The 18,847-nt window shown below is 46.3% G+C and carries 14 protein-coding genes and 1 tRNA gene; 11 read left to right on the plus strand and 4 right to left on the minus strand.

Annotated elements, in window-relative coordinates; genetic code table 11:
- Positions 1-8: 8 nt before the first annotated feature.
- The 6 genes from secDF to BEL04_RS16105 all read left to right on the plus strand — a co-directional run bounded on the left by secDF (position 9) and on the right by BEL04_RS16105 (position 7,108).
- Complete coding sequence (gene secDF / locus BEL04_RS16080) at positions 9-2,975, plus strand: protein translocase subunit SecDF (RefSeq protein ID WP_066005809.1); 2,967 nt, start codon at positions 9-11, stop codon at positions 2,973-2,975.
- 93 nt (positions 2,976-3,068) lie between these two features.
- Positions 3,069-4,379, plus strand: a complete 1,311-nt coding sequence (locus BEL04_RS16085; RefSeq protein ID WP_066005810.1) for an NAD(P)/FAD-dependent oxidoreductase — start codon at positions 3,069-3,071, stop codon at positions 4,377-4,379.
- A 58-nt stretch (positions 4,380-4,437) separates the two neighbouring features.
- A complete protein-coding gene (locus tag BEL04_RS16090; RefSeq protein ID WP_066005811.1) occupies positions 4,438-4,758 on the plus strand; it encodes a hypothetical protein in 321 nt (106 codons plus the stop codon).
- Positions 4,759-4,764: 6 nt separating this feature from the next.
- The gene (locus tag BEL04_RS16095; RefSeq protein ID WP_066005812.1) at positions 4,765-5,106 is read left to right on the plus strand and encodes a hypothetical protein; all 342 of its coding nucleotides are present in this window, start codon (positions 4,765-4,767) and stop codon (positions 5,104-5,106) included.
- 8 nt (positions 5,107-5,114) lie between these two features.
- Positions 5,115-6,248, plus strand: coding sequence for a glutathionylspermidine synthase family protein (locus BEL04_RS16100; RefSeq protein WP_066005813.1), 1,134 nt, complete (start codon positions 5,115-5,117; stop codon positions 6,246-6,248).
- Between the two features lie 2 nt (positions 6,249-6,250).
- Entirely contained in the window at positions 6,251-7,108 is an 858-nt protein-coding gene (locus BEL04_RS16105) for a hydroxymethylglutaryl-CoA lyase (RefSeq protein ID WP_066005814.1), read from the plus strand.
- Positions 7,109-7,401: 293 nt separating this feature from the next.
- Here the strand turns inward: BEL04_RS16105 and BEL04_RS16115 are convergent, their stop codons facing one another.
- On the minus strand, positions 7,402-7,824 hold the full coding sequence (locus BEL04_RS16115; protein WP_066005816.1) for a GNAT family N-acetyltransferase: 423 nt from the start codon (positions 7,822-7,824) through the stop codon (positions 7,402-7,404).
- Positions 7,799-8,302 carry a low affinity iron permease family protein gene (locus BEL04_RS16120; protein WP_066005817.1) on the minus strand — a complete coding sequence of 168 codons (504 nt, stop codon included), beginning with the start codon at positions 8,300-8,302 and terminating at the stop codon, positions 7,799-7,801. Before BEL04_RS16120 ends, BEL04_RS16115 begins: the two co-directional genes overlap by 26 nt.
- Before the next feature lie 110 nt (positions 8,303-8,412).
- Here BEL04_RS16120 and BEL04_RS16125 point away from each other — a divergent pair, with 110 nt between their 5' ends.
- Positions 8,413-9,603, plus strand: coding sequence for a nucleotidyltransferase family protein (locus tag BEL04_RS16125; protein ID WP_066005818.1), 1,191 nt, complete (start codon positions 8,413-8,415; stop codon positions 9,601-9,603).
- Positions 9,604-9,651: 48 nt separating this feature from the next.
- On the opposite strand, the gene fbaA is transcribed toward BEL04_RS16125, so the two are convergent.
- Positions 9,652-10,731, minus strand: coding sequence for a class II fructose-bisphosphate aldolase (gene fbaA / locus BEL04_RS16130; protein ID WP_066005819.1), 1,080 nt, complete (start codon positions 10,729-10,731; stop codon positions 9,652-9,654).
- 161 nt (positions 10,732-10,892) lie between these two features.
- Between fbaA and BEL04_RS24415 the strand changes: the two genes are divergently transcribed.
- Both BEL04_RS24415 and accD read left to right on the plus strand, forming a co-directional pair.
- The gene (locus BEL04_RS24415; protein ID WP_175404098.1) at positions 10,893-11,042 is read left to right on the plus strand and encodes a hypothetical protein; all 150 of its coding nucleotides are present in this window, start codon (positions 10,893-10,895) and stop codon (positions 11,040-11,042) included.
- A gap of 110 nt (positions 11,043-11,152) precedes the next feature.
- On the plus strand, positions 11,153-11,998 hold the full coding sequence (accD, locus tag BEL04_RS16135) for an acetyl-CoA carboxylase, carboxyltransferase subunit beta (RefSeq protein ID WP_066005820.1): 846 nt from the start codon (positions 11,153-11,155) through the stop codon (positions 11,996-11,998).
- Between the two features lie 145 nt (positions 11,999-12,143).
- Here the strand turns inward: accD and BEL04_RS16140 are convergent, their stop codons facing one another.
- Positions 12,144-14,249 carry a cation-translocating P-type ATPase gene (locus BEL04_RS16140; RefSeq protein WP_066005821.1) on the minus strand — a complete coding sequence of 702 codons (2,106 nt, stop codon included), beginning with the start codon at positions 14,247-14,249 and terminating at the stop codon, positions 12,144-12,146.
- Between the two features lie 115 nt (positions 14,250-14,364).
- Between BEL04_RS16140 and BEL04_RS16145 the strand changes: the two genes are divergently transcribed.
- Both BEL04_RS16145 and BEL04_RS16150 read left to right on the plus strand, forming a co-directional pair.
- Positions 14,365-14,438 (plus strand) — tRNA-His (locus tag BEL04_RS16145).
- A gap of 147 nt (positions 14,439-14,585) precedes the next feature.
- The gene (locus BEL04_RS16150) at positions 14,586-18,668 is read left to right on the plus strand and encodes a two-component regulator propeller domain-containing protein (RefSeq protein ID WP_066005822.1); all 4,083 of its coding nucleotides are present in this window, start codon (positions 14,586-14,588) and stop codon (positions 18,666-18,668) included.
- Positions 18,669-18,847: the final 179 nt, after the last annotated feature.

Raw genomic sequence — 18,847 nt, forward strand, 5'->3', positions numbered from 1 at the left:
GATTTACAATGCAAGGTAAAGGGATTATTAAATTTTTCGCCATACTACTGGCAGTAGTGTGCTTATACCAACTTTCGTTCACGTGGGTGGCGAGTAAAGTTGAAGATGATGCCAGCAAATATGCGAAAGGTAATTTGTTGAAGGAAAAAGCATACCTGGACTCGATGGACAACGTGGCGGTTTACCCCGTGTTGGGTTGGAAGTACCAGTATGTTAAAGAGAAAAAGCTGGCCCTCGGTCTCGACCTTAAAGGCGGTATGGATGTAACCATGCAGGTATCGCTTGTTGAGCTGATCAAGGCTTTGGCGAACAATAACCCCGACCCTGCCTTTAACCAGGCTTTGGCCAGCGCCGAAGAAATTTCGAAAACCAACAGTACCGATTTTGTGGTATTGTTTGTTAGGGAATATGAGCGCATTGCCCCTAACGGAAAATTAGCCGCTATCTTCTCGACCAAGGATAACGAATCGCACCTGAAGTTCAATGCTTCGGATGCACAAGTAACCAGCTACCTGCAGGACCAGGCCGCTGTTGCTGTAACCCAGGCTAAAACGGTATTGAATACCCGTATCGACCAGTTCGGCGTAGTACAGCCAAACATCCAGATACAACACGGCAACCAGATCCTGATCGAACTGCCGGGCGTATCTGACGAGGAGCGCGTGCGCAAGCTGTTACAGGGCTCGGCTAACCTGGAGTTTTACGAAACTTTTGAGAACCCCGACTTTTTCAGTTTCCTGAGCAATGCCGACAAGATATTAGCTGCAAAGCTCAAATCACAAAAAACAGATACCGCCAAAGTTGCAAGTACCGCTAAGGCAACTGCTGCTGCTACTGATACAAGCAAAAAATCACAGGCCTTATCGCTGATAAAGCAAGTGCAGAAAGCCGGTAAAACCGATACCTCGGCTTTAGCAAAGAAAAGCCAGTTTGCCAACCAAAACCCATTGTTCGCCGTATTGCAACCAAACTTCTACCGCGATCAGAACGGCCAGACTTTGCCGACCCCGGGCCCGGTTGTAGGTTACGCAGCACAAAAAGATACGGCAAAGGTTAATGCTTTGCTGAACACCCCGGAGGTTAAAGCCGCCATGCCGCACAATGTTAAATTATTGTGGGATGTAAAATCAAACGGCGATGCCAAGGTGTTCCCATTATATGCCATCAAACTAACCGGCGCCGATAACGGCCCAACCCTTTCGGGTGATGTGATCTCTGATGCCCGTGCCGAGAATAACCAATCGGGCAACCCCGAAGTGATCATGGTCATGAATTCGGACGGTGCCAGCAAATGGAGAAGAATCACAGCCGAAGCATCAAAAGATCCTAAAAACCTGAAATCGATCGCGATCGTACTGGATAACAATGTTTACTCGGCACCACGTGTACAATCCGAAATTCCGGGCGGTATATCAACCATCAGCGGAAGCTACACGACCGAAGATACCAAGGACTTGGCCAACATCCTGAAATCGGGCCGTTTAAAAGCTCCTGTTCGCATTATCGGCGAAGAAGTGGTTGGCGCCTCGCTGGGTGAAGAAGCGATCCACGCCGGCTTAATGTCGTGCGTTATCGGCTTTGTGGTAGTACTCATCTTCATGCTGTTCTACTACAACCGCGCGGGTACCGTGGCTAACGTTGCCGTATTGGTGAACGTATTCTTCCTGATGGGTGTACTGGCCAGCTTAAACGCTGTGCTGACCCTGCCAGGTATAGCAGGTATCGTGCTAACCTTAGGTATGGCGGTTGATGCCAACGTACTGATCTACGAGCGTATCCGCGAGGAGCTCGGTCATGGCAAGTCGATGCGTATCGCGGTTGCCGATGGTTTTAAACACGCCTTATCGTCGATCTTAGACTCGAACATCAGTACCTTCCTTACCGGTTTAATATTATATGTATTTGGCTCGGGCCCTATCCGCGGTTTTGCCACTACCTTAATGATCGGTATAGTTACCTCGTTGTTCTGTTCGATCCTGATCTCGCGTTTGATCTTCGAATGGATGCTGAAAAAGGATATCGAGATCAAGTTATCAAACCCATGGAGCTCGCATACCTTTAAAAACGCCAACTACCAGTTCGTTAAAAACCGTTTCAAATTCTACATTTTCTCGGGCTTGTTCATCACAGCCGGTATCGTTTCAATGGTTACTCAGGGCTTTAACTATGGTGTCGACTTCCTGGGAGGCCGCTCATACGTGGTTAAGTTTGAGCAACCTGTACCCGAGCAAAAGGTACGAGAGGTGTTAAACGCAACCTTCCACAAAGAGCCTGAAGTAAAAACTTTCGGTACCGATGGCCATCAGCTGCGTATCACCACCACTTACCTGATCGACGATAACTCGGCCAATGCCGAAGCTAAAGTAAGGGCAGAGCTAACCAAAGGCCTTTCGCAGTTAGGCCAAACTACCATCCGCAGCTCAGAAAAAGTGAGCCCGACCATCGCCAGCGATTTAAAAACCAAGGCTATCTATGCCGTATTGTTTGCCATTGTGGTGATCTCGGCCTACATTTTGGTACGTTTCCGAAAATGGCAGTTCAGCCTGGGTGCGATGGTGGCAACAGCTCACGATGCCTTGCTGGTATTATCGTTCTTCTCGATATTCAAAAACATCATGCCGTTCTCGCTCGATATCGACCAGGCTTTCATCGCGGCTATCTTAACGGTTATCGGTTACTCCATCAACGATACCGTAGTGGTGTTCGACCGTATCCGCGAGTTCCTCGAACTGCACCATTCAAAAACTGATAACCCTAAAGAGGTGATCAACCAGGCGATCAACAGCACACTGAGCCGTACCATTATTACTGCCTTAACCGTGATCTTCGTATTGCTGGTATTGTTCTTCTTCGGTGGCGATGTGATCAAAGGCTTCTCGTTCGCCTTATTGATCGGTGTGTGCTTCGGTACTTATTCGTCGATCTGTGTGGCTACGCCGGTTATTATCGACTTTGGTAAAAAGGACCTGAGGTAATCAGTTCTTCAGCATAAAGCGAGGCTCCCGGTTAACCGGGAGCCTTTTTTGCTTTTTTAGTGAAACATATCAGTGCCGGTTTGTTACTATGATATGGAAAAGAGCCGATCGAAGTTTCCGAAAGTGGTCGTCATAGGTGGTGGGTTTGGCGGTATTGAGCTGGCCAAGCATCTCAAAGACAAGCCTCTTGATGTGCTGATGCTGGATAAGCACAACTATCACACGTTTCAGCCGCTGCTGTACCAGGTGGCTACCGGTGGGCTGGAGGCCGATTCGATCGCCTTTCCGCTCCGCAAGATATTCGACGGGCAAAAGAATTTCCGTTTCCGCATTGCCGAGGTGACCAAGATACACCCCATCAAACAAACCATAGATACCACGATAGGCGAAATACCTTACGACTACCTGGTGATCGCAACCGGCTCAACCACCAACTTTTTCGGCAACAAGCGGGTGGAGCATTTTTCGATGCCGATGAAAAGCATCCCCGAGGCGCTCAACCTGCGCAGCATGATCCTGCAAAACCTGGAAGAGGCGTTATTGCAACCCAGCCGTGAGCTGCGTGAGCCTTACCTCAATTTTGTGATCGTTGGCGGCGGTCCAACCGGCGTGGAGCTTTCGGGCGCTATTGCCGAACTGCGCAACCATATCCTGCACAAGGATTATCCGGAGCTGAACAAGGACGAGATGCAGGTTTACCTGGTTGAGGGCCTGCCGAAAGTGCTGCAGGTCATGTCGCCGCAGGCATCGGCCAAAGCCGAAGAGTTTTTGAAGGACATGGGCGTAAAAGTGCTTACCAATGTAAATGTAAAGGATTATGATGGCAAACAGATCACCCTGGCCAATGGCAAAACCATCAGCACGCATAATGTCATCTGGTCGGCCGGTGTGCAGGGCCAGGTGATTGAGGGCGTGCCGAAGGACAGCATCATACGCGGCAACCGCATCCAAACCGACGAGTTTAACCGGGTAAAAGGTACCGAAAACATTTATACCATCGGCGATGTGGCTGCCGTCATTACCGGCGAAACGCCCAAAGGCCATCCCGGCGTAGCTCCCGTTGCTATACAACAAGGCAAACAGCTGGCTAAAAACCTGGTGCGCCTCGTCAATAACGAACCAATGCAGCCGTTCAAATATTTCGACAAAGGCTCGATGGCTACCGTTGGCCGCAATAAAGCGGTAGTCGATCTGCACAAATTCCGTTTTCAGGGTTTTTTCGCCTGGCTCACCTGGATGTTCGTTCACCTCATATCACTCATCAGTTTTCGCAACAAGGTGGTGGTGTTCATCAATTGGATTGGCAGTTACTTTAGCTATAATGGCGGTGCAAGGTTGATCATCCGTAAATTTATCCGCGAGGAAATTGTGAACGATGAACATTTACCTAAGGCCGAAGACTGACAATATCTCTTGATGCGGCTATTGCGATAGTACTGGCTTTAACGTATGTTTGGCTAAAATGAAGATAAGCTTATACATTATAGCCGCAGCCTGTTTGCTGCTCGCCGCATGCAATAACGATGATGACGGCAAGGCAAAAGAGATCGACAAGAAAGGCAGTATTGCCATTACGCTAAGCACCGCTCATATCGATTCGCTGCGCGACGAAGTAGTAACCCATTACCAGGTGTGGCGTAAAGGGGTGGTGATCAAAGAATATGATAAGCGCGATACCATCCAGAGTTTAGGTACAGGGGTTACCGAGGGCGAAGACGATAACGGCGATACCAAAACCATGAACGTGCCAAAGGATTATGATTTTTTTGTAACTGTTAAATAGGCCGGTATGAAAAAATCAAAAGCGATCACGCTGGTGCTGGTCACCGGTTTGCTGGGTTGCCATAGCAGTCATCCGCGGCACAGCAGGTTATATATGCGTACCGATACGGTCGGCGGTTATACACCGGCTACGCCGGGCTATTATGGCTACTATGTTTTCAGGGCCTACGGCACTTATTACGATCAGCCTTATTATGGTTCGGGGTATGGCGGTTCGGGAACAGTATACGGCGGCCGTGTCGGCTATATCAGGCAGGGTTATTCAAGTTCGTCGGTTCACAGTTCTGAAGGGTCGGTTTCGCGCGGCGGGTTCGGCGAATCGGGCGGGTTCCATGCTTCATCATCTTAAAACCAACTATGCATCGCCTGAAAATATCGCCGCGCAATAACTGGCAAAGAACCGTCGAAGGGCTGGGTTTCGGATTTCACACTACCGATGTCCCTTATTGGGACGAGTCTGCCTGTTATACTTTCAACCTGCCGCAGATCGAGCATATCGAAAGTGTTACTGCCGAACTTTGGGAAATGTGTGTTCAGGCTGTTCAGCATGTTATCGATAACCATCTTTTTGAAAGTTTCAAGATACCGGAGTTCATCATCCCGCATATCATCCGGTCGTGGAACGAAGATGTGCCCGCCATTTACGGCCGTTTTGACCTGTGGTACGATGGCTTGAACGAGCCCAAACTGATCGAGTTTAATGCCGATACACCGTCCTCACTTTTTGAGGCATCCATCATCCAATGGTTTTGGCTGAAGGATTATGACGAACCTAAGGACCAGTTCAACTCGCTGCATGAGAAACTGATCGAATACTGGCGGTACCTTAAAAGTTACCTTTACGATGACACCTTGTACTTTACCTGTTTAAGGGATACGCTGGAGGATTTTACCACCACCGCCTACATGCAGGATTGTGCCATGCAGGGTGGCCTCAACACTTCGTTTATCTATATCGATGATATTGGATGGGATAGCGGCAGGAAGCAATTTGTCGATCTGGATAATCAACCCATTCGCAATATCTTCAAGCTTTACCCTTACGAATGGATGCTGAACGAAGAGTTTGGCCGTAACATTGTGGCCGACTCGCAAAACGCATTCTGGATTGAGCCTACCTGGAAAATGCTGATGAGCAATAAAGCGATATTGCCCATCTTATGGCAATTGTTCCCTTATCATAAAAACCTGCTTCCGGCTTATTTTACACGGAGTAACCTACGCAACTATGTAAAAAAACCATTGCTCTCGCGCGAAGGAGCTAACGTAAGCCTGGTTGAGAACGAACAACTGATAGCCAGTACCGACGGCGAATATGGCGAGGAAGGGTTCATCTTCCAGGAGCTGTGCAAACTGCCTGATTTTGACGGCAACCACCCGGTCATTGGCAGCTGGATAGTCGGGCAGCAGCCCGCTGGAATGGGCATCCGCGAGTCGGATGGGTTAATCACGAACAATACCAGCCGTTTTGTCCCTCATTTGATTATATGATAATGCCCGGCCCCATTAAACTTACCGAATGCCCGCGCGATGCCATGCAGGGCCTGCACGATTTTGTACCGACCGATATCAAGGCGGTATACATCAACCTGCTGCTTAAGGTAGGTTTTGATACGATCGATTTTGGCAGTTTTGTATCACCTAAAGCCATACCACAGATGCGCGATACAGCCGGGGTTTTAGCCAAACTGGATATGAGCAGTTCGCGGTCGAAATTATTGGCCATTATTGCCAATTACCGCGGCGCCGAAGATGCGGTTAGGTTTGACGAGATCACTTACCTGGGTTTTCCGTTCTCCATCTCCGAAACCTTTCAGCAGCGAAATACCAATTCGAGCATTGCAGAATCTTTCGACACGGTAAAGCGTATCCATGACCTGTGCGGCAATTATAACAAGCAATTATTGGTTTACCTTTCCATGGGTTTCGGCAACCCTTATGGGGATGAATGGAGCACCGGGATAGTAGAGCAATGGGCCGAAAAGATGGTGAACGAGGGCATTGGCATCATTTCGCTGGCAGATACCACCGGCACATCCACACCCGAAAAAATACAGGCCATTTATCCGGCATTGGTTTCACGCTTTCCGCAGACCGAATTTGGTGTACACCTGCACTCCATACCAGCCACAAGCTTTGAAAAGATAAAAGCGGCTTTTGATAGCGGTTGTAAACGTTTCGACAGCGCTTTGAAAGGGTACGGCGGCTGCCCTATGGCAGCCGATGACCTGACAGGCAATATCGCTACCGAAAATGTGATCGGCTTTTTACAAGGTCAGGGTATCGAGTTGGGGTTGGATATGGATAAATGGAATGAGGCAATGGCTTATTCGGGGAAGATTTTTAGGTGATTTTTTGGCAATTAAATAATAGTATATTCGAGAATATGAAACCCACAAAAACATCTCTGTATTTAGGTTTTCTCACCGTACTTATTGCCTTTACTTCTGCAACTTATTTTTTCATTTGGAAGCCCGACACAGGTTATGGTTTCCCAATGCTGATTACTGCTGTTATATTGACATTTCGCGTAATTTACATCTTAATCGTACGCCGTAAGAAGCAGCAGGCCAAAACGCAAACGGCATTATATTAGATGGGAACACACATGACTGTGTATTAACCTATAAACCGCGGGTATTGACTATTTCCTTTTCTCCATCTTAAAATGCTGTATCCCGGCTTCCTCAAACTGCTCACCTACTTTTGCAAAGCCAAAACGCTGGTATAAGGTAACCGCGTCGATCTGCGCGTGCATGTAAACATAATCGGCATCAGCAGGCAGGTCATCCAGCACCGCCTGAACCAGTGCTTGCCCTGTGCCTTTACCACGATAAGGTTTTAACACGGCAAAACGCTCCAGCTTATAACCCTTATCGGTTTTGCGCCAGCGCGATGCCCCGGCGGGTTCACCGTTTACGGTAGCCAAAAAGTGAGTCGATACGTCTTCGTTCTCCCACTCCAGTTCGGGCGGGCAATTCTGCTCACCGACAAAAACCTCACGTCTGATTGCAAATACTTTTTCAAGATCATCCGGATTGCTAACCTTTTTTACTCTGATGTCCATTGGTAGTCTTTTCTATCTTTTTTACTGCAGGGCGCCTGATGTTTTTCGATTTAAACTGGTGGTTATCATCTGCCGCATCTATAGAATGTGTACACCCAAGGTCATCTTCCTGCTTGGCTAAGATAGATATTCTGACATAAAATTTATGCAGCTGGTCGAGTTCGGTTTCTGTAATGTCTTCAATATTCACCATGCGGTTGCTGGCGCCCTGGTGAGCGGCTATCAGCTCATTGAGTTTCAGGTGTATTGCTTTCGAATCCTTGTTTTGTGATTTCTGGATCAAAAACACCATCAAAAAGGTAATGATAGTAGTGCCTGTATTGATAATGAGCTGCCATGTTTCAGAGTATTTAAATATCGGCCCGGTGCCCGCCCATATCACAATAGTTGCCGATGCCAGGATGAACGCGGTAGAGCTACCCGTAGCGTTGGTCGCCCAGTTGGCAAATTTTTCGAAAAAGTTTTTCTTGTGATGCATATCTGTAAAGTTTATTTGCTAACAAAAAAACCACCTTAATGTTATATCGGTATTATAAATTGGGTATAATTGTACTGCTAACAAAAGGCCCCGCTGCTCTCTTTTAACCAATGCTTACCATATCCCAGCTACAAAATCTTTATACCAGCGAGCAGGTGTTGCTGATTTTGCTTTCGCGCTTGTATTTTTCGACATCGGATAAAACTGAGGTAGAAGATTACGTTAAAAACACCCCTATCGACTGGGTTAAGGTTTACAAAATTGCCAAGGCGCATGGTATACGGCCCTTTGTTTATTATAACCTTATCCAACACCAGATCGAAATAGGTAAAAAGGTTGAGCAGGCGCTAAAAAAAGATTATCAAGCCATCCGCCTGAAAAATCTCAAACAGGCGTCGGTCACCGTTAATCTGATCAATGCTTTAAAGCAGCAAAACGTTACCCTGATACCTTACAAGGGCGCTTTTTTTGCGCATAGTTATTACGCCGACCTTGCCCTGCGCGAAAGTTCGGACATCGATTTTTTTGTTTCCGTTGATGATGCCGAAAAGATTGAGAATTACTTTGTCGCCAATAATTTTGCAGCGAAAAAAACGGTATCGCAAAAGCATCTTAAGTTTTACCAAAAGCTATCAAAAGATATTGTTTACACCAGCCCCGCCGATGATATGGGGCATACTTTTTCAGTCGAGATCCATTGGCGGCTGATGGAAAACTTTTCGGGAAATTACCCCGGGTACAATTTTTTTAAAGATCATTTGCAGGATGTGAAATTCGCCGGTTCGGTAACACAAAAGCTGCAGCCTACTTACGATTTCCTGGCTGTAGTGTCCAACCATTTTATAAAGGATGTAAGCTCAAAATTCAAGTATCTGATTGATGTGGCCTGCCTTATAGATAAACAACCCGACCTGGATACCGGCCTGATTTTTTCTGTAGCAAGGCAATACGGTTTTTCGCGCAGGCTGAATGCGGGTTTATCCTTAACCGGCGATCTTCTGGGCATCGGTATCAAAAACCGGCAAACTACCGAACCTTTACCTGGCTTTTATCTGCAAACGCCCATCCGGTTCCCGTTAATAAACACCTATCTTACTGATAAAAACTTCCTGAAACACTCGCTTAGTTTGCAGGATAACCGGGCCAACAAAGTACGTTTTGTGTGCCGGGTGGCACAATATACTTTCATTCGCGGATATGTTGATGTGATGGCATTGAAACTACCCTTATCTTCACTTGTGGCATACTTTGCCAAAGCGCCGTTCAGGTTTGCAGGCAATATACTCAGGCGGAAGAAGTAAAAAAGCCGGTACAAATTGCACCGGCTCTTTAAAGTTTATCTATCCCGATTACAGCTTGCTGTAAACATCAACGCAGTTCAAATCGTCGAACGCTACTTTCAGGCGGCTAACAAAATTTTCTTCGCCTTTGCGCAGCCAAACCCGCGGGTCGTAGTATTTTTTGTTTGGCGAATCTGCGCCGTCAGGGCTGCCGATCTGGCTTTGCAGGTAGCCTTCTTTGCTTTTGTAGTAATCTTTAATACCTTCCCAAAATGCCCATTGCATATCGGTATCGATATTCATTTTGATAGCGCCGTATGATATCGCTTCGCGGATCTCTTCCTGGCTCGAGCCCGAACCGCCGTGGAACACGAAATTGATCGGTTTTTCGGCAGCAAGGTTAAATTTGTTTTTCACATACTCCTGCGAGTTGTGCAATATCTTCGGTTGCAGCTTAACGTTACCAGGTTTGTAAACACCATGCACATTACCAAAAGCAGCGGCTACTGTAAAACGCGGACTAACTTTCAGCAAGTGCTCGTACGAATACGAAACCTCTTCAGGCTGGGTATACAGGCGTGAACTATCCACATCCGAGTTATCAACGCCGTCTTCCTCGCCTCCGGTAACACCTAATTCAATCTCCAAAGTCATGCCCATTTTGGCCATTCGCTCCAGGTATTTGGCAGATATTTCGATGTTTTCTTCAATCGGCTCTTCCGAAAGGTCGAGCATGTGCGATGAGAACAAAGGTTTACCTGTTTCGGCAAAGAATTTTTCGCCGTGCTCTAACAACCCGTCAATCCATGGCAATAACTTTTTAGCGGCATGGTCGGTATGTAAAATCACACCAACCCCGTAGTGTTCAGCCAGTAAATGCACATGTTTAGCAGCCGATACACCACCCAAAATACAAGCCTGCAGTTTTGAGTTATCTAACGATTTACCTGCATAAAACTGCGCACCACCGTTCGATAACTGGATAATAACCGGCGAATTTACCGCTTTGGCGGTTTCCATTACTGCGTTGATGGAGTTGGTACCGATAACATTTACCGCCGGCAACGCAAACTGATGCTTTTTAGCAGCCTCAAAAAGCTCCTGCACCTGGTCGCCGTGCAAAACACCTCTATAATTTTTTATGTCCATGGTTTGATTTGTTTTGTATTTATTTTTGTTTCGAAGTTAGATAAAATACTGATAACATCAATACTTAGTGTATTTTTTACACCATAATTTATTTAACACCTATCACATTTAAAATCACTAATTAATAGTGTAATTTAAACACTATAGGGCTATTTTCAGCCTTGAATTATAACTACAATAAGCAGGGCGTTGCCTACGGCCCGCACTATCCCTGCCCATCCGGCAGGCGGGCGCTCATACTACACAAGGCCTTAGCCGCAAGGCCGGTATCCCTGTCTGCCGACAGGCAGGCGCTACTATCGCTAACGTAAAAACTTCGGTGTAATCAAAAAAACAAATCGGTGCAATCCTATTTCCCCAAACAACTGTTTAATTTTTTTTTGTTTCTTTGCAGGACATTTTGAAAGAGAAAGATAACTGAATGGCTTGGTTTAAAAGAGAATCCCAGGGGATAATTACCACTACCGAAGAAAAGAAAGAAGCGCCCGACGGCATCTGGAACAAGTGCCCGAACTGCAAAAAACCGCTTCACTACTCCGAACAGGTAGAAAATCAATACGTTTGCCACTATTGCGGATACCAGCTGCGTATCGGCTCAAAAGAATACTTTTCGATATTATTCGACGATAACAAGTTTAAAGAGCTTTTCGCCAATTTAACTTCAGGCGACCCGCTCAACTTTGTCGACACCAAAAAATACAGCGAGCGTTTAGAAGAAAGCATGGCCAAAACCGGCCTGAAAGATGCTATCCGCGCCGCGCATGGTAAAATCGAGGGTCAGGATCTGGTGATAGCCTGTATGGATTTCAACTTTATTGGCGGCTCGATGGGTTCGGTCGTGGGCGAAAAGATAGCACGTTCTATCGATTACTGCATCGAAAAAAGGATACCTTTCCTCATGATCTCCAAATCGGGCGGCGCACGGATGATGGAAGCTGCCTTTTCGCTGATGCAGATGGCTAAAACATCGGCCAAACTGGCTTTGTTATCACAGGCAAAAATACCTTACATATCATTATTAACCGATCCCACCACGGGCGGTGTAACGGCATCATACGCTATGCTTGGCGATATCAACATTGCCGAGCCGGGCGCATTGATCGGCTTTGCCGGCCCAAGGGTTATTAAAGAGACTATCAAAAAAGATCTGCCTAAAGGCTTCCAGACTGCCGAGTTCGTGCAGGAACACGGTTTCCTTGATTTTATCGTCGACCGCCGCGAAATGAAAGCCAAACTGGCTTCCTTTTTAAGGATGATGGCGAATTAAGTTGATGAATGGTGAGTGGTGAGTGAACTAATTCTTTAAAAAAACTTGTCATCTCGAACGATAGCGAGATATCTTCTACGTTAGACAGATATGGAAGCAGAAGATTTCTCAGTCGTTCCTCCTTCGAAATGACAAGAGGAGACGATTAAAATATCTTCTTCCGCTTTAAGCGCAGCGAATTACCGATAACCACCACATCCGAAAAAGCCATTGCGAAAGCGCCAACCATAGGGTTTAACAGGCCAATAGCAGCAACCGGGATAGCCACCACGTTATAGGCAAAAGCCCAAAACAGGTTTTGTTTAATAGTGATTAATGTGTGACGGCTTACCTGCAGAAACTTCACCACCGAATGGAGATCGGTGTTTAGCAGCACCACCCTTGCCGATTGTATGGCCACCTGGCTGGCATCGTTCATACTCACGCCCACATCGGCCTGGGTAAGCGCCGGGGCATCGTTAATACCATCGCCTATCATAATGGTTTTGCCCTTTTTCTTACACAGGTCAATAATCGCCAGCTTTTGCTCGGGTAGCTTTTCACCGTAAACTTTCTCGATGCCTATCGCTTTGGCTACCTGCTCACACTTGCGCTGTCTGTCGCCGCTGAGCAGAACAGGCACAATGCCCATTTTTTTCAAAGTGGTAATCAGTTCAGCTGCATCGGGTTTAATGTCATCTTCTATGGATATCTGAGCCAGCAAATTGTGGTTTTGATATAAAAACAGGTTAAAATCAGTTCCCTGTATAGCTTTATCTGATTTTAAAGCAGTACCCAAAAAGTATTTGTTACCATCAACATCTTCGGCACGCATACCCAAACCTTTCTCTTCTGTCGCCGATTTGAGGATTACTTTTTTTGAAGGCAGCGGCCTTAAACCGGCCACCAAAGATTGCGCTATCGGGTGATTCGACCGTTCTTCTATAGCCAGGATGATGCCGCGTACGGTTTCTATATCTTCAATCTCAGCTTTTATCTCCTTGATATTGAACTTACCGGTAGTAAGGGTACCGGTTTTATCAAACACCACATATTGGGTACTGGCTACCGCCTCAATCGTATCTCCGCCTTTGATCAGGATACCGTTTTTAGCCGCCCGGCCTAAACCCACCATCACTGCCGTAGGCGTAGCCAAACCCATAGCGCACGGGCACGAGATCACCAACACGGCGATCGCATTCATCAGCGCTTTCTGGAAGCTCACATCAAACGCATAAAAAGCTACAATGAAAGTGAGCAAGGCGATGCCGATAACAGCAGGCACAAACACCGCTGCTACCCTATCGCCCAGTTTTTGTACCGGAGGTTTAGCCGATTGCGCTTTTTTCATCAGTTCGATGATCTGCGAGAGTACCGTATTCGAGCCTACTTTGGTCGCCATCATGCGGATATTACCGTGCTGAACAATGGTACCGCCAATCACTTTATCATATTTTGCTTTCTCAACCGGGATGCTCTCCCCTGTCAGCATCGATTCATCTATCAAAGCTTCTCCCGATAACACTTCCCCATCAACCGGAACTTTATCGCCCGTATTAACCAACAGCGTATCGCCCGGTCTTACCTCTTTAGCGCTGATCACTTCGGTTTCGCCATTGATAACACGGATAGCATTAACCTGCTGAAATTTGATCAGATCCTTAACAGCCGAAGTGGTTTGGCTCACTGATCGCTTCTCGAACACGTTACCCAGCAACACCAGGGTAATAATAGTGGCACAGGTTTCATAAAACAAATAGTTATCGCCCAAATGCTGTACTGTACCGATCAAACTGTAAATAAATGCCGATGACGAACCTACAAAGATCAGTACATCCATATTAGGCACGCCGCCCCTCAGTGAGTTAATGGCGCTTTTGCCGAAATGCAGGCATCCCAGCACAAAAACGGGCAAACATAAAACAAGCTGAACTATCGGGTTATGTAAAAAATGCCAGGGCAGTACCATATGCAGCAAAAGCGGCACAGTAAACACCAGTGCGAAGAGAAATTTATTTTCGACCTTGTTGTAAAACGGTTCGTGATGGTTATGGATATCTTCAACTACTTTAAAACCCAGCCCTTCAATATCTTTGATCACACCGGGCAATACCGAAACATCCGGTGCGGCAAACTTGACTTCCTCGCTCGCAAAATCAACAAAAATATTTTGCAGGCCCTTTTTTTCCAAGAGCTTATGAACAGATAAGGCACAGTTATTACAGTGCATCCCTGTCACGTTCAATTCCACTAACTGTTCTTGAGCCATCATGTATCAAAAATACACTTATTTATATCCAGTATAAATAATTACAGTAAACACAATGTAATTTTAAAAAGGGTTTGACATTAGCCGGAAGATTTTTACATTTGCACTCTCCAAAACGGTAGGTATAGCTCAGTTGGTTAGAGCACCAGATTGTGGTTCTGGGGGTCGTGGGTTCGAGCCCCATTACTTACCCGCTAAAGTGCTTTTGTGATCACAAAGGCACTTTTTTTGTTTCTGTGCGAATTATCCCGATAAACTTTCATACTTGATGTGTGCACTAACGGTAATAAATTATTAATTTTAGGGTTACTAAGATTTACAGGTTATTGCGGGTAGTGGATGAAGAAATTTCTGCTTTTTATCATATTACAACTTGTTTTAATAAGCCCATCGTTTAGCCAGCTTTCTTTTGATCATGTTTCTGTAAATAACGGGCTTTCGCAAAGTACCGTTCTAACCATCCTGAAGGATAGCCGGGGCTATATGTGGTTCGGCACCCGCGACCGCCTGAATAAGTACGATGCCCGCAACATTAAAACCTACAATTACGATTACCGCGATACCACCAGCATCAGCTGTAACGATTATGTTTTTTTTGTTTTTGAAGACCGGCAGAAAAACCTCTGGATAGGTACCTCAAAAGGCTTGAACAGGTATATCCCCGAAAGCGACTCTTTTGAGCGCATCCTGCATAAAGATAATGATCGCAACAGCCTAACTACCAATAATATTTACTGTACTTATCAGGATCATAGTGGAAAGTTATGGTTTGGAAGCGATAAGGGCCTCAATATGCTAAGCTCCCCCGCTTCCAGAAAATTCACCCGTTTTTTTAAAGCTTCGCCAGGCCATCCGGGATTGTCCGGAAACCAGGTATATGCTATTTACGAAGACCGGGAGCAAAACCTATGGGTGGGTACAACCGAAGGCATAACTCGGATGAGCCTGAAAAACGGGAAATATATTTTCAAAACATTCAACAGTGCCAATGGCCTCGAGGGCAATTTCGTGCAGACCATTACGCAGGATCATGAGGGTAATATCTGTATCGGTACCCAAACCGGCGGGGTTAACATTTTCGACCCCAAAACCGCAACGTTCAGTCATCTCAAACACAACCCATCAAATACCAACAGCTTAATTAACAACGATATCCGAAAAATAGTGATCGATAAGGACGACAAGTTATGGATAGGCACCATGAACGGCCTGGATATTTATGACCAACACAGCAGGCAATTTAAACTTTACCAGCACGATGTCGAGAACCGCAACAGTTTGAGCGATAATTCGGTTAAGGATATCTACTTTGAAGATAACGGCACCGTATGGATCGGGACGATGTTCGGGGGCGTCAATATCATCCACCCCAATACCGTCCCTTTTAATATTTACCAGGCCAGTAAATACAAAAACAGCATCAGCGGCAATGTAGTGAGCACCATTATTGCCGACGCCAAACAAAACCTATGGATAGGCACCGAAGGCAACGGTTTAAATTATTACGACAAGGCTAAGCTCACCTTCACACATTACACCAATAACCCAAATGCGGAAGGGAGTATCCGCACCAATTTTGTGAAGGCAATTTACCGGGATAAGGCTAATAACCTTTGGGTAGGCTTGCATCAGGGCGGCCTCGAGCTGCTCCAGCCATCATCTGGCACGTTTAAACATTATCGTCACAACGATGCCGACCCGCATTCCATCAACAGCGATATCATCAGTTGTATCCTGGAAGACAGTGCAAACAGGTTTTGGGTAGGCACATCAAAAGGGCTGGATATTTTTGATCAAAAACAACAGCAGTTCCGCACCTACCTTAACGATCCGTCGAAGCCTCTTAAACTGAGCAGTATCGGTATCAGGTGTATTTATGAGGATTCGGGGCATAACATCTGGGTAGGTACTTCGGGCGGCCTTAACCTGCTCAAGGCAGGTACCACATCATTTATTTTTTTCAGGGCTAACGATCGTGATGAGAAAAGTATCAAAGCCGGTTACATCAATTGCATCAGGCAGGATAACGATGGTAACATTTGGGTGGGCTCATTTCACGGCGGCTTAAGCAGGTACAATCCCGGCGATGGCTCTTTTAAAACCTATCAGATCAAGGACGGGTTGCTGAGCGACAATGTTTTAAATATCATACCTGCCGATGCGCACGACCTGTGGATAAGCACCAATAACGGTTTAACCAAGTTTAATACCCTTACGCAAAAATTTAAAAACTATACCGTTGCCGACGGTTTGCCTACCAATGAGTTTAACTACAATTCATCGTATAAAGATGCCGATGGTATTTTGTATTTCGGGACATACAACGGGCTGATCAGTTTTGACCCGAAACAGATCAAAGAAAATAAGGTAACGCCGGCCGTTTTGTTTACCGGTTTAAAACTGTTTAACCATCCTGTAAACATATCCGATCAAACGGGTCTGCTCCAAAAACACATCAGCCTGACCAAAGCGATCATTTTCAGATCTGATCAAAACGTTTTCACGCTCGATTTTACCGCTCTGGACTATGACAAACCCGGCGAAAACCAATTTATGTACAAGCTGAAGGGTTTTGAAAAGAACTGGAACGTTGTAGATGTACCCTCGGCCACGTACACCAATTTACCCGCCGGCGATTATGATTTTTTGGTTAAGGCCAGCAATGCCGATGGCTATTGGAACAACAATACAACCGGTTTGCACATCGTGATATTACCGCCTTTATGGCGAACCTGGTGGGCTTATACCTTTTATGTACTGGCTTTTGCAGGCAGCCTCTTTTTAGTGATCCGCTTTTTCCGCAGGCAGGCCCGGCTGGAGCGCGATCTGTACTACGAGCATTTGAATTATGAACGCCAGCAGGAAGTTCATCAAATGAAGCTCGACTTTTTCACCAAGGTATCGCACGAGATCCGCACGCCGCTCACGCTCATCCTCGCACCCGTTGAAAAACTGATCGACACAACGTTGGATAACCCGCTGGTTAGCCGCCAGCTTACCTATGTTAAACAAAATGCCGACCGGCTGCTGCGGTTGGTTAACGAGCTGCTGGATTTCCGGAAAATAGAAACCGGGCACCTGCAACTGCATGTATCCGAACATGATCTGATCCGCTTTTGCGAAGACATCTTCTCCTCGTTCGAACGCACGAGCATACAAAAAAGCATAACATACCAGTTTAAACCGGCTATCGACTCGCTGCCCTTATACTTCGACCCGGCACAGTTTGAAAAAGTGTTGTTCAACATCCTGTCGAACGCCTTTAAATTTACACCGGATGAAGGCACCATCACCCTTTCGGTAACGGCGGATGCGCAATGGGTAAACATCATCATTGCCGATAATGGTGCCGGTATCGCTGCAGAGCAACAGGCACATATTTTTGAAAACTTTTACCAGGCCCGCAACAATACCACTTCGCCCGGCTGGGGTATCGGCCTGGCGCTGGTGAAGAACATTGTCGATCAGCACAAAGGAAAAATAAGCGTCGAAAGCGAATTAGCTACTGATGCTCAGCCCGGAAAAACGGTTTTTACCATTTCGCTGCTCAAGGGCAAGGCTCATTTTGATGCTGCCGATCTTGACGATACTCCGGCTCAAAGCTACGCCATACAGCAGGCCGTTGCCACACCGGTTATGGCAAATACTGAGTCGCTAAGTCCGATTGCCGAAAAGCAAAGTATTTTACTGGTAGAGGATAATAACGAAGTGCGGGGTTTAATCAGAGAATCGCTCGCGACATCATACAATATACACGAAAGCATAAACGGAGCTGAGGGCTGGGAAACGGCTTGCCAGCTTATCCCCGATCTCATCATCAGCGATGTGACGATGCCTGTGATGGACGGTCTGGAGTTTTGCTCAAAAATAAAGACCGACGAACGTACCAACCATATCCCGGTAATTTTGCTAACCGCCAAGGCTGCTTACGATCACCAGGTAAGTGGTTTAGAAAACGGCGCTGATGTTTATATCACCAAGCCTTTTAAGATGCAGTTGTTGGAACTCACCATCCGCAATCTGATGATGACGCGGCAATCCATGCGCGAAAAATTTGGTCAGCAGATAACGCTCATGCCCAAAAACAAAGTGATCGAATCGCCCGACGAAAAATTCCTGAACAAATTGATGACCATTGTTGAAACGCATATGGAGGACTCGGAATTTGATGTGGTCAAGCTGGTCAACGAGATCGGCATGAGCCAGTCTATCCTCTATCGCAAAATAAAAGCGCTCACAGACTTGAGCACCGGCGATTTCATCAAATCGGTAAGGCTTAAACAGGCGGCTTTGTTGCTGGCCCAGCAAAAACTAAGCATAGCCGAGGTGGCCTATGCGGTTGGCTTCTCCGACCGCAAATACTTTAGTAAAGAGTTTAAAAAGCAATTCGGCAAAACACCATCCGAGTATATCGAACAATAATAACTCAGGATCGATTACAGATCATCAAATACCACCCGGGTCATCATTTTGCGCAAATAAACTTGATTTTCCCCCTAAATAAACTTGATTTTCCCCCATCAATAAAGTACGTCACGCTCATATTCGCATTGGTAATAACTGTCATCCAAACATGGGTGAATGGTTTCGATAACCCGGTT

This window comes from Mucilaginibacter sp. PPCGB 2223 (genome assembly GCF_001705515.1).
GTDB lineage: Bacteria > Bacteroidota > Bacteroidia > Sphingobacteriales > Sphingobacteriaceae > Mucilaginibacter.

Coding starts and splice junctions, on each gene's coding strand:
- secDF (WP_066005809.1), top strand. CDS start 9: ATGCAAGGTAAAGGGATTATTAAATTTTTCGCCATACTACTGGCAGTA.
- BEL04_RS16085 (WP_066005810.1), top strand. CDS start 3,069: ATGGAAAAGAGCCGATCGAAGTTTCCGAAAGTGGTCGTCATAGGTGGT.
- BEL04_RS16090 (WP_066005811.1), top strand. CDS start 4,438: ATGAAGATAAGCTTATACATTATAGCCGCAGCCTGTTTGCTGCTCGCC.
- BEL04_RS16095 (WP_066005812.1), top strand. CDS start 4,765: ATGAAAAAATCAAAAGCGATCACGCTGGTGCTGGTCACCGGTTTGCTG.
- BEL04_RS16100 (WP_066005813.1), top strand. CDS start 5,115: ATGCATCGCCTGAAAATATCGCCGCGCAATAACTGGCAAAGAACCGTC.
- BEL04_RS16105 (WP_066005814.1), top strand. CDS start 6,251: ATGCCCGGCCCCATTAAACTTACCGAATGCCCGCGCGATGCCATGCAG.
- BEL04_RS16115 (WP_066005816.1), bottom strand. CDS start 7,824: ATGGACATCAGAGTAAAAAAGGTTAGCAATCCGGATGATCTTGAAAAA.
- BEL04_RS16120 (WP_066005817.1), bottom strand. CDS start 8,302: ATGCATCACAAGAAAAACTTTTTCGAAAAATTTGCCAACTGGGCGACC.
- BEL04_RS16125 (WP_066005818.1), top strand. CDS start 8,413: ATGCTTACCATATCCCAGCTACAAAATCTTTATACCAGCGAGCAGGTG.
- fbaA (WP_066005819.1), bottom strand. CDS start 10,731: ATGGACATAAAAAATTATAGAGGTGTTTTGCACGGCGACCAGGTGCAG.
- accD (WP_066005820.1), top strand. CDS start 11,153: ATGGCTTGGTTTAAAAGAGAATCCCAGGGGATAATTACCACTACCGAA.
- BEL04_RS16140 (WP_066005821.1), bottom strand. CDS start 14,249: ATGATGGCTCAAGAACAGTTAGTGGAATTGAACGTGACAGGGATGCAC.
- BEL04_RS16150 (WP_066005822.1), top strand. CDS start 14,586: ATGAAGAAATTTCTGCTTTTTATCATATTACAACTTGTTTTAATAAGC.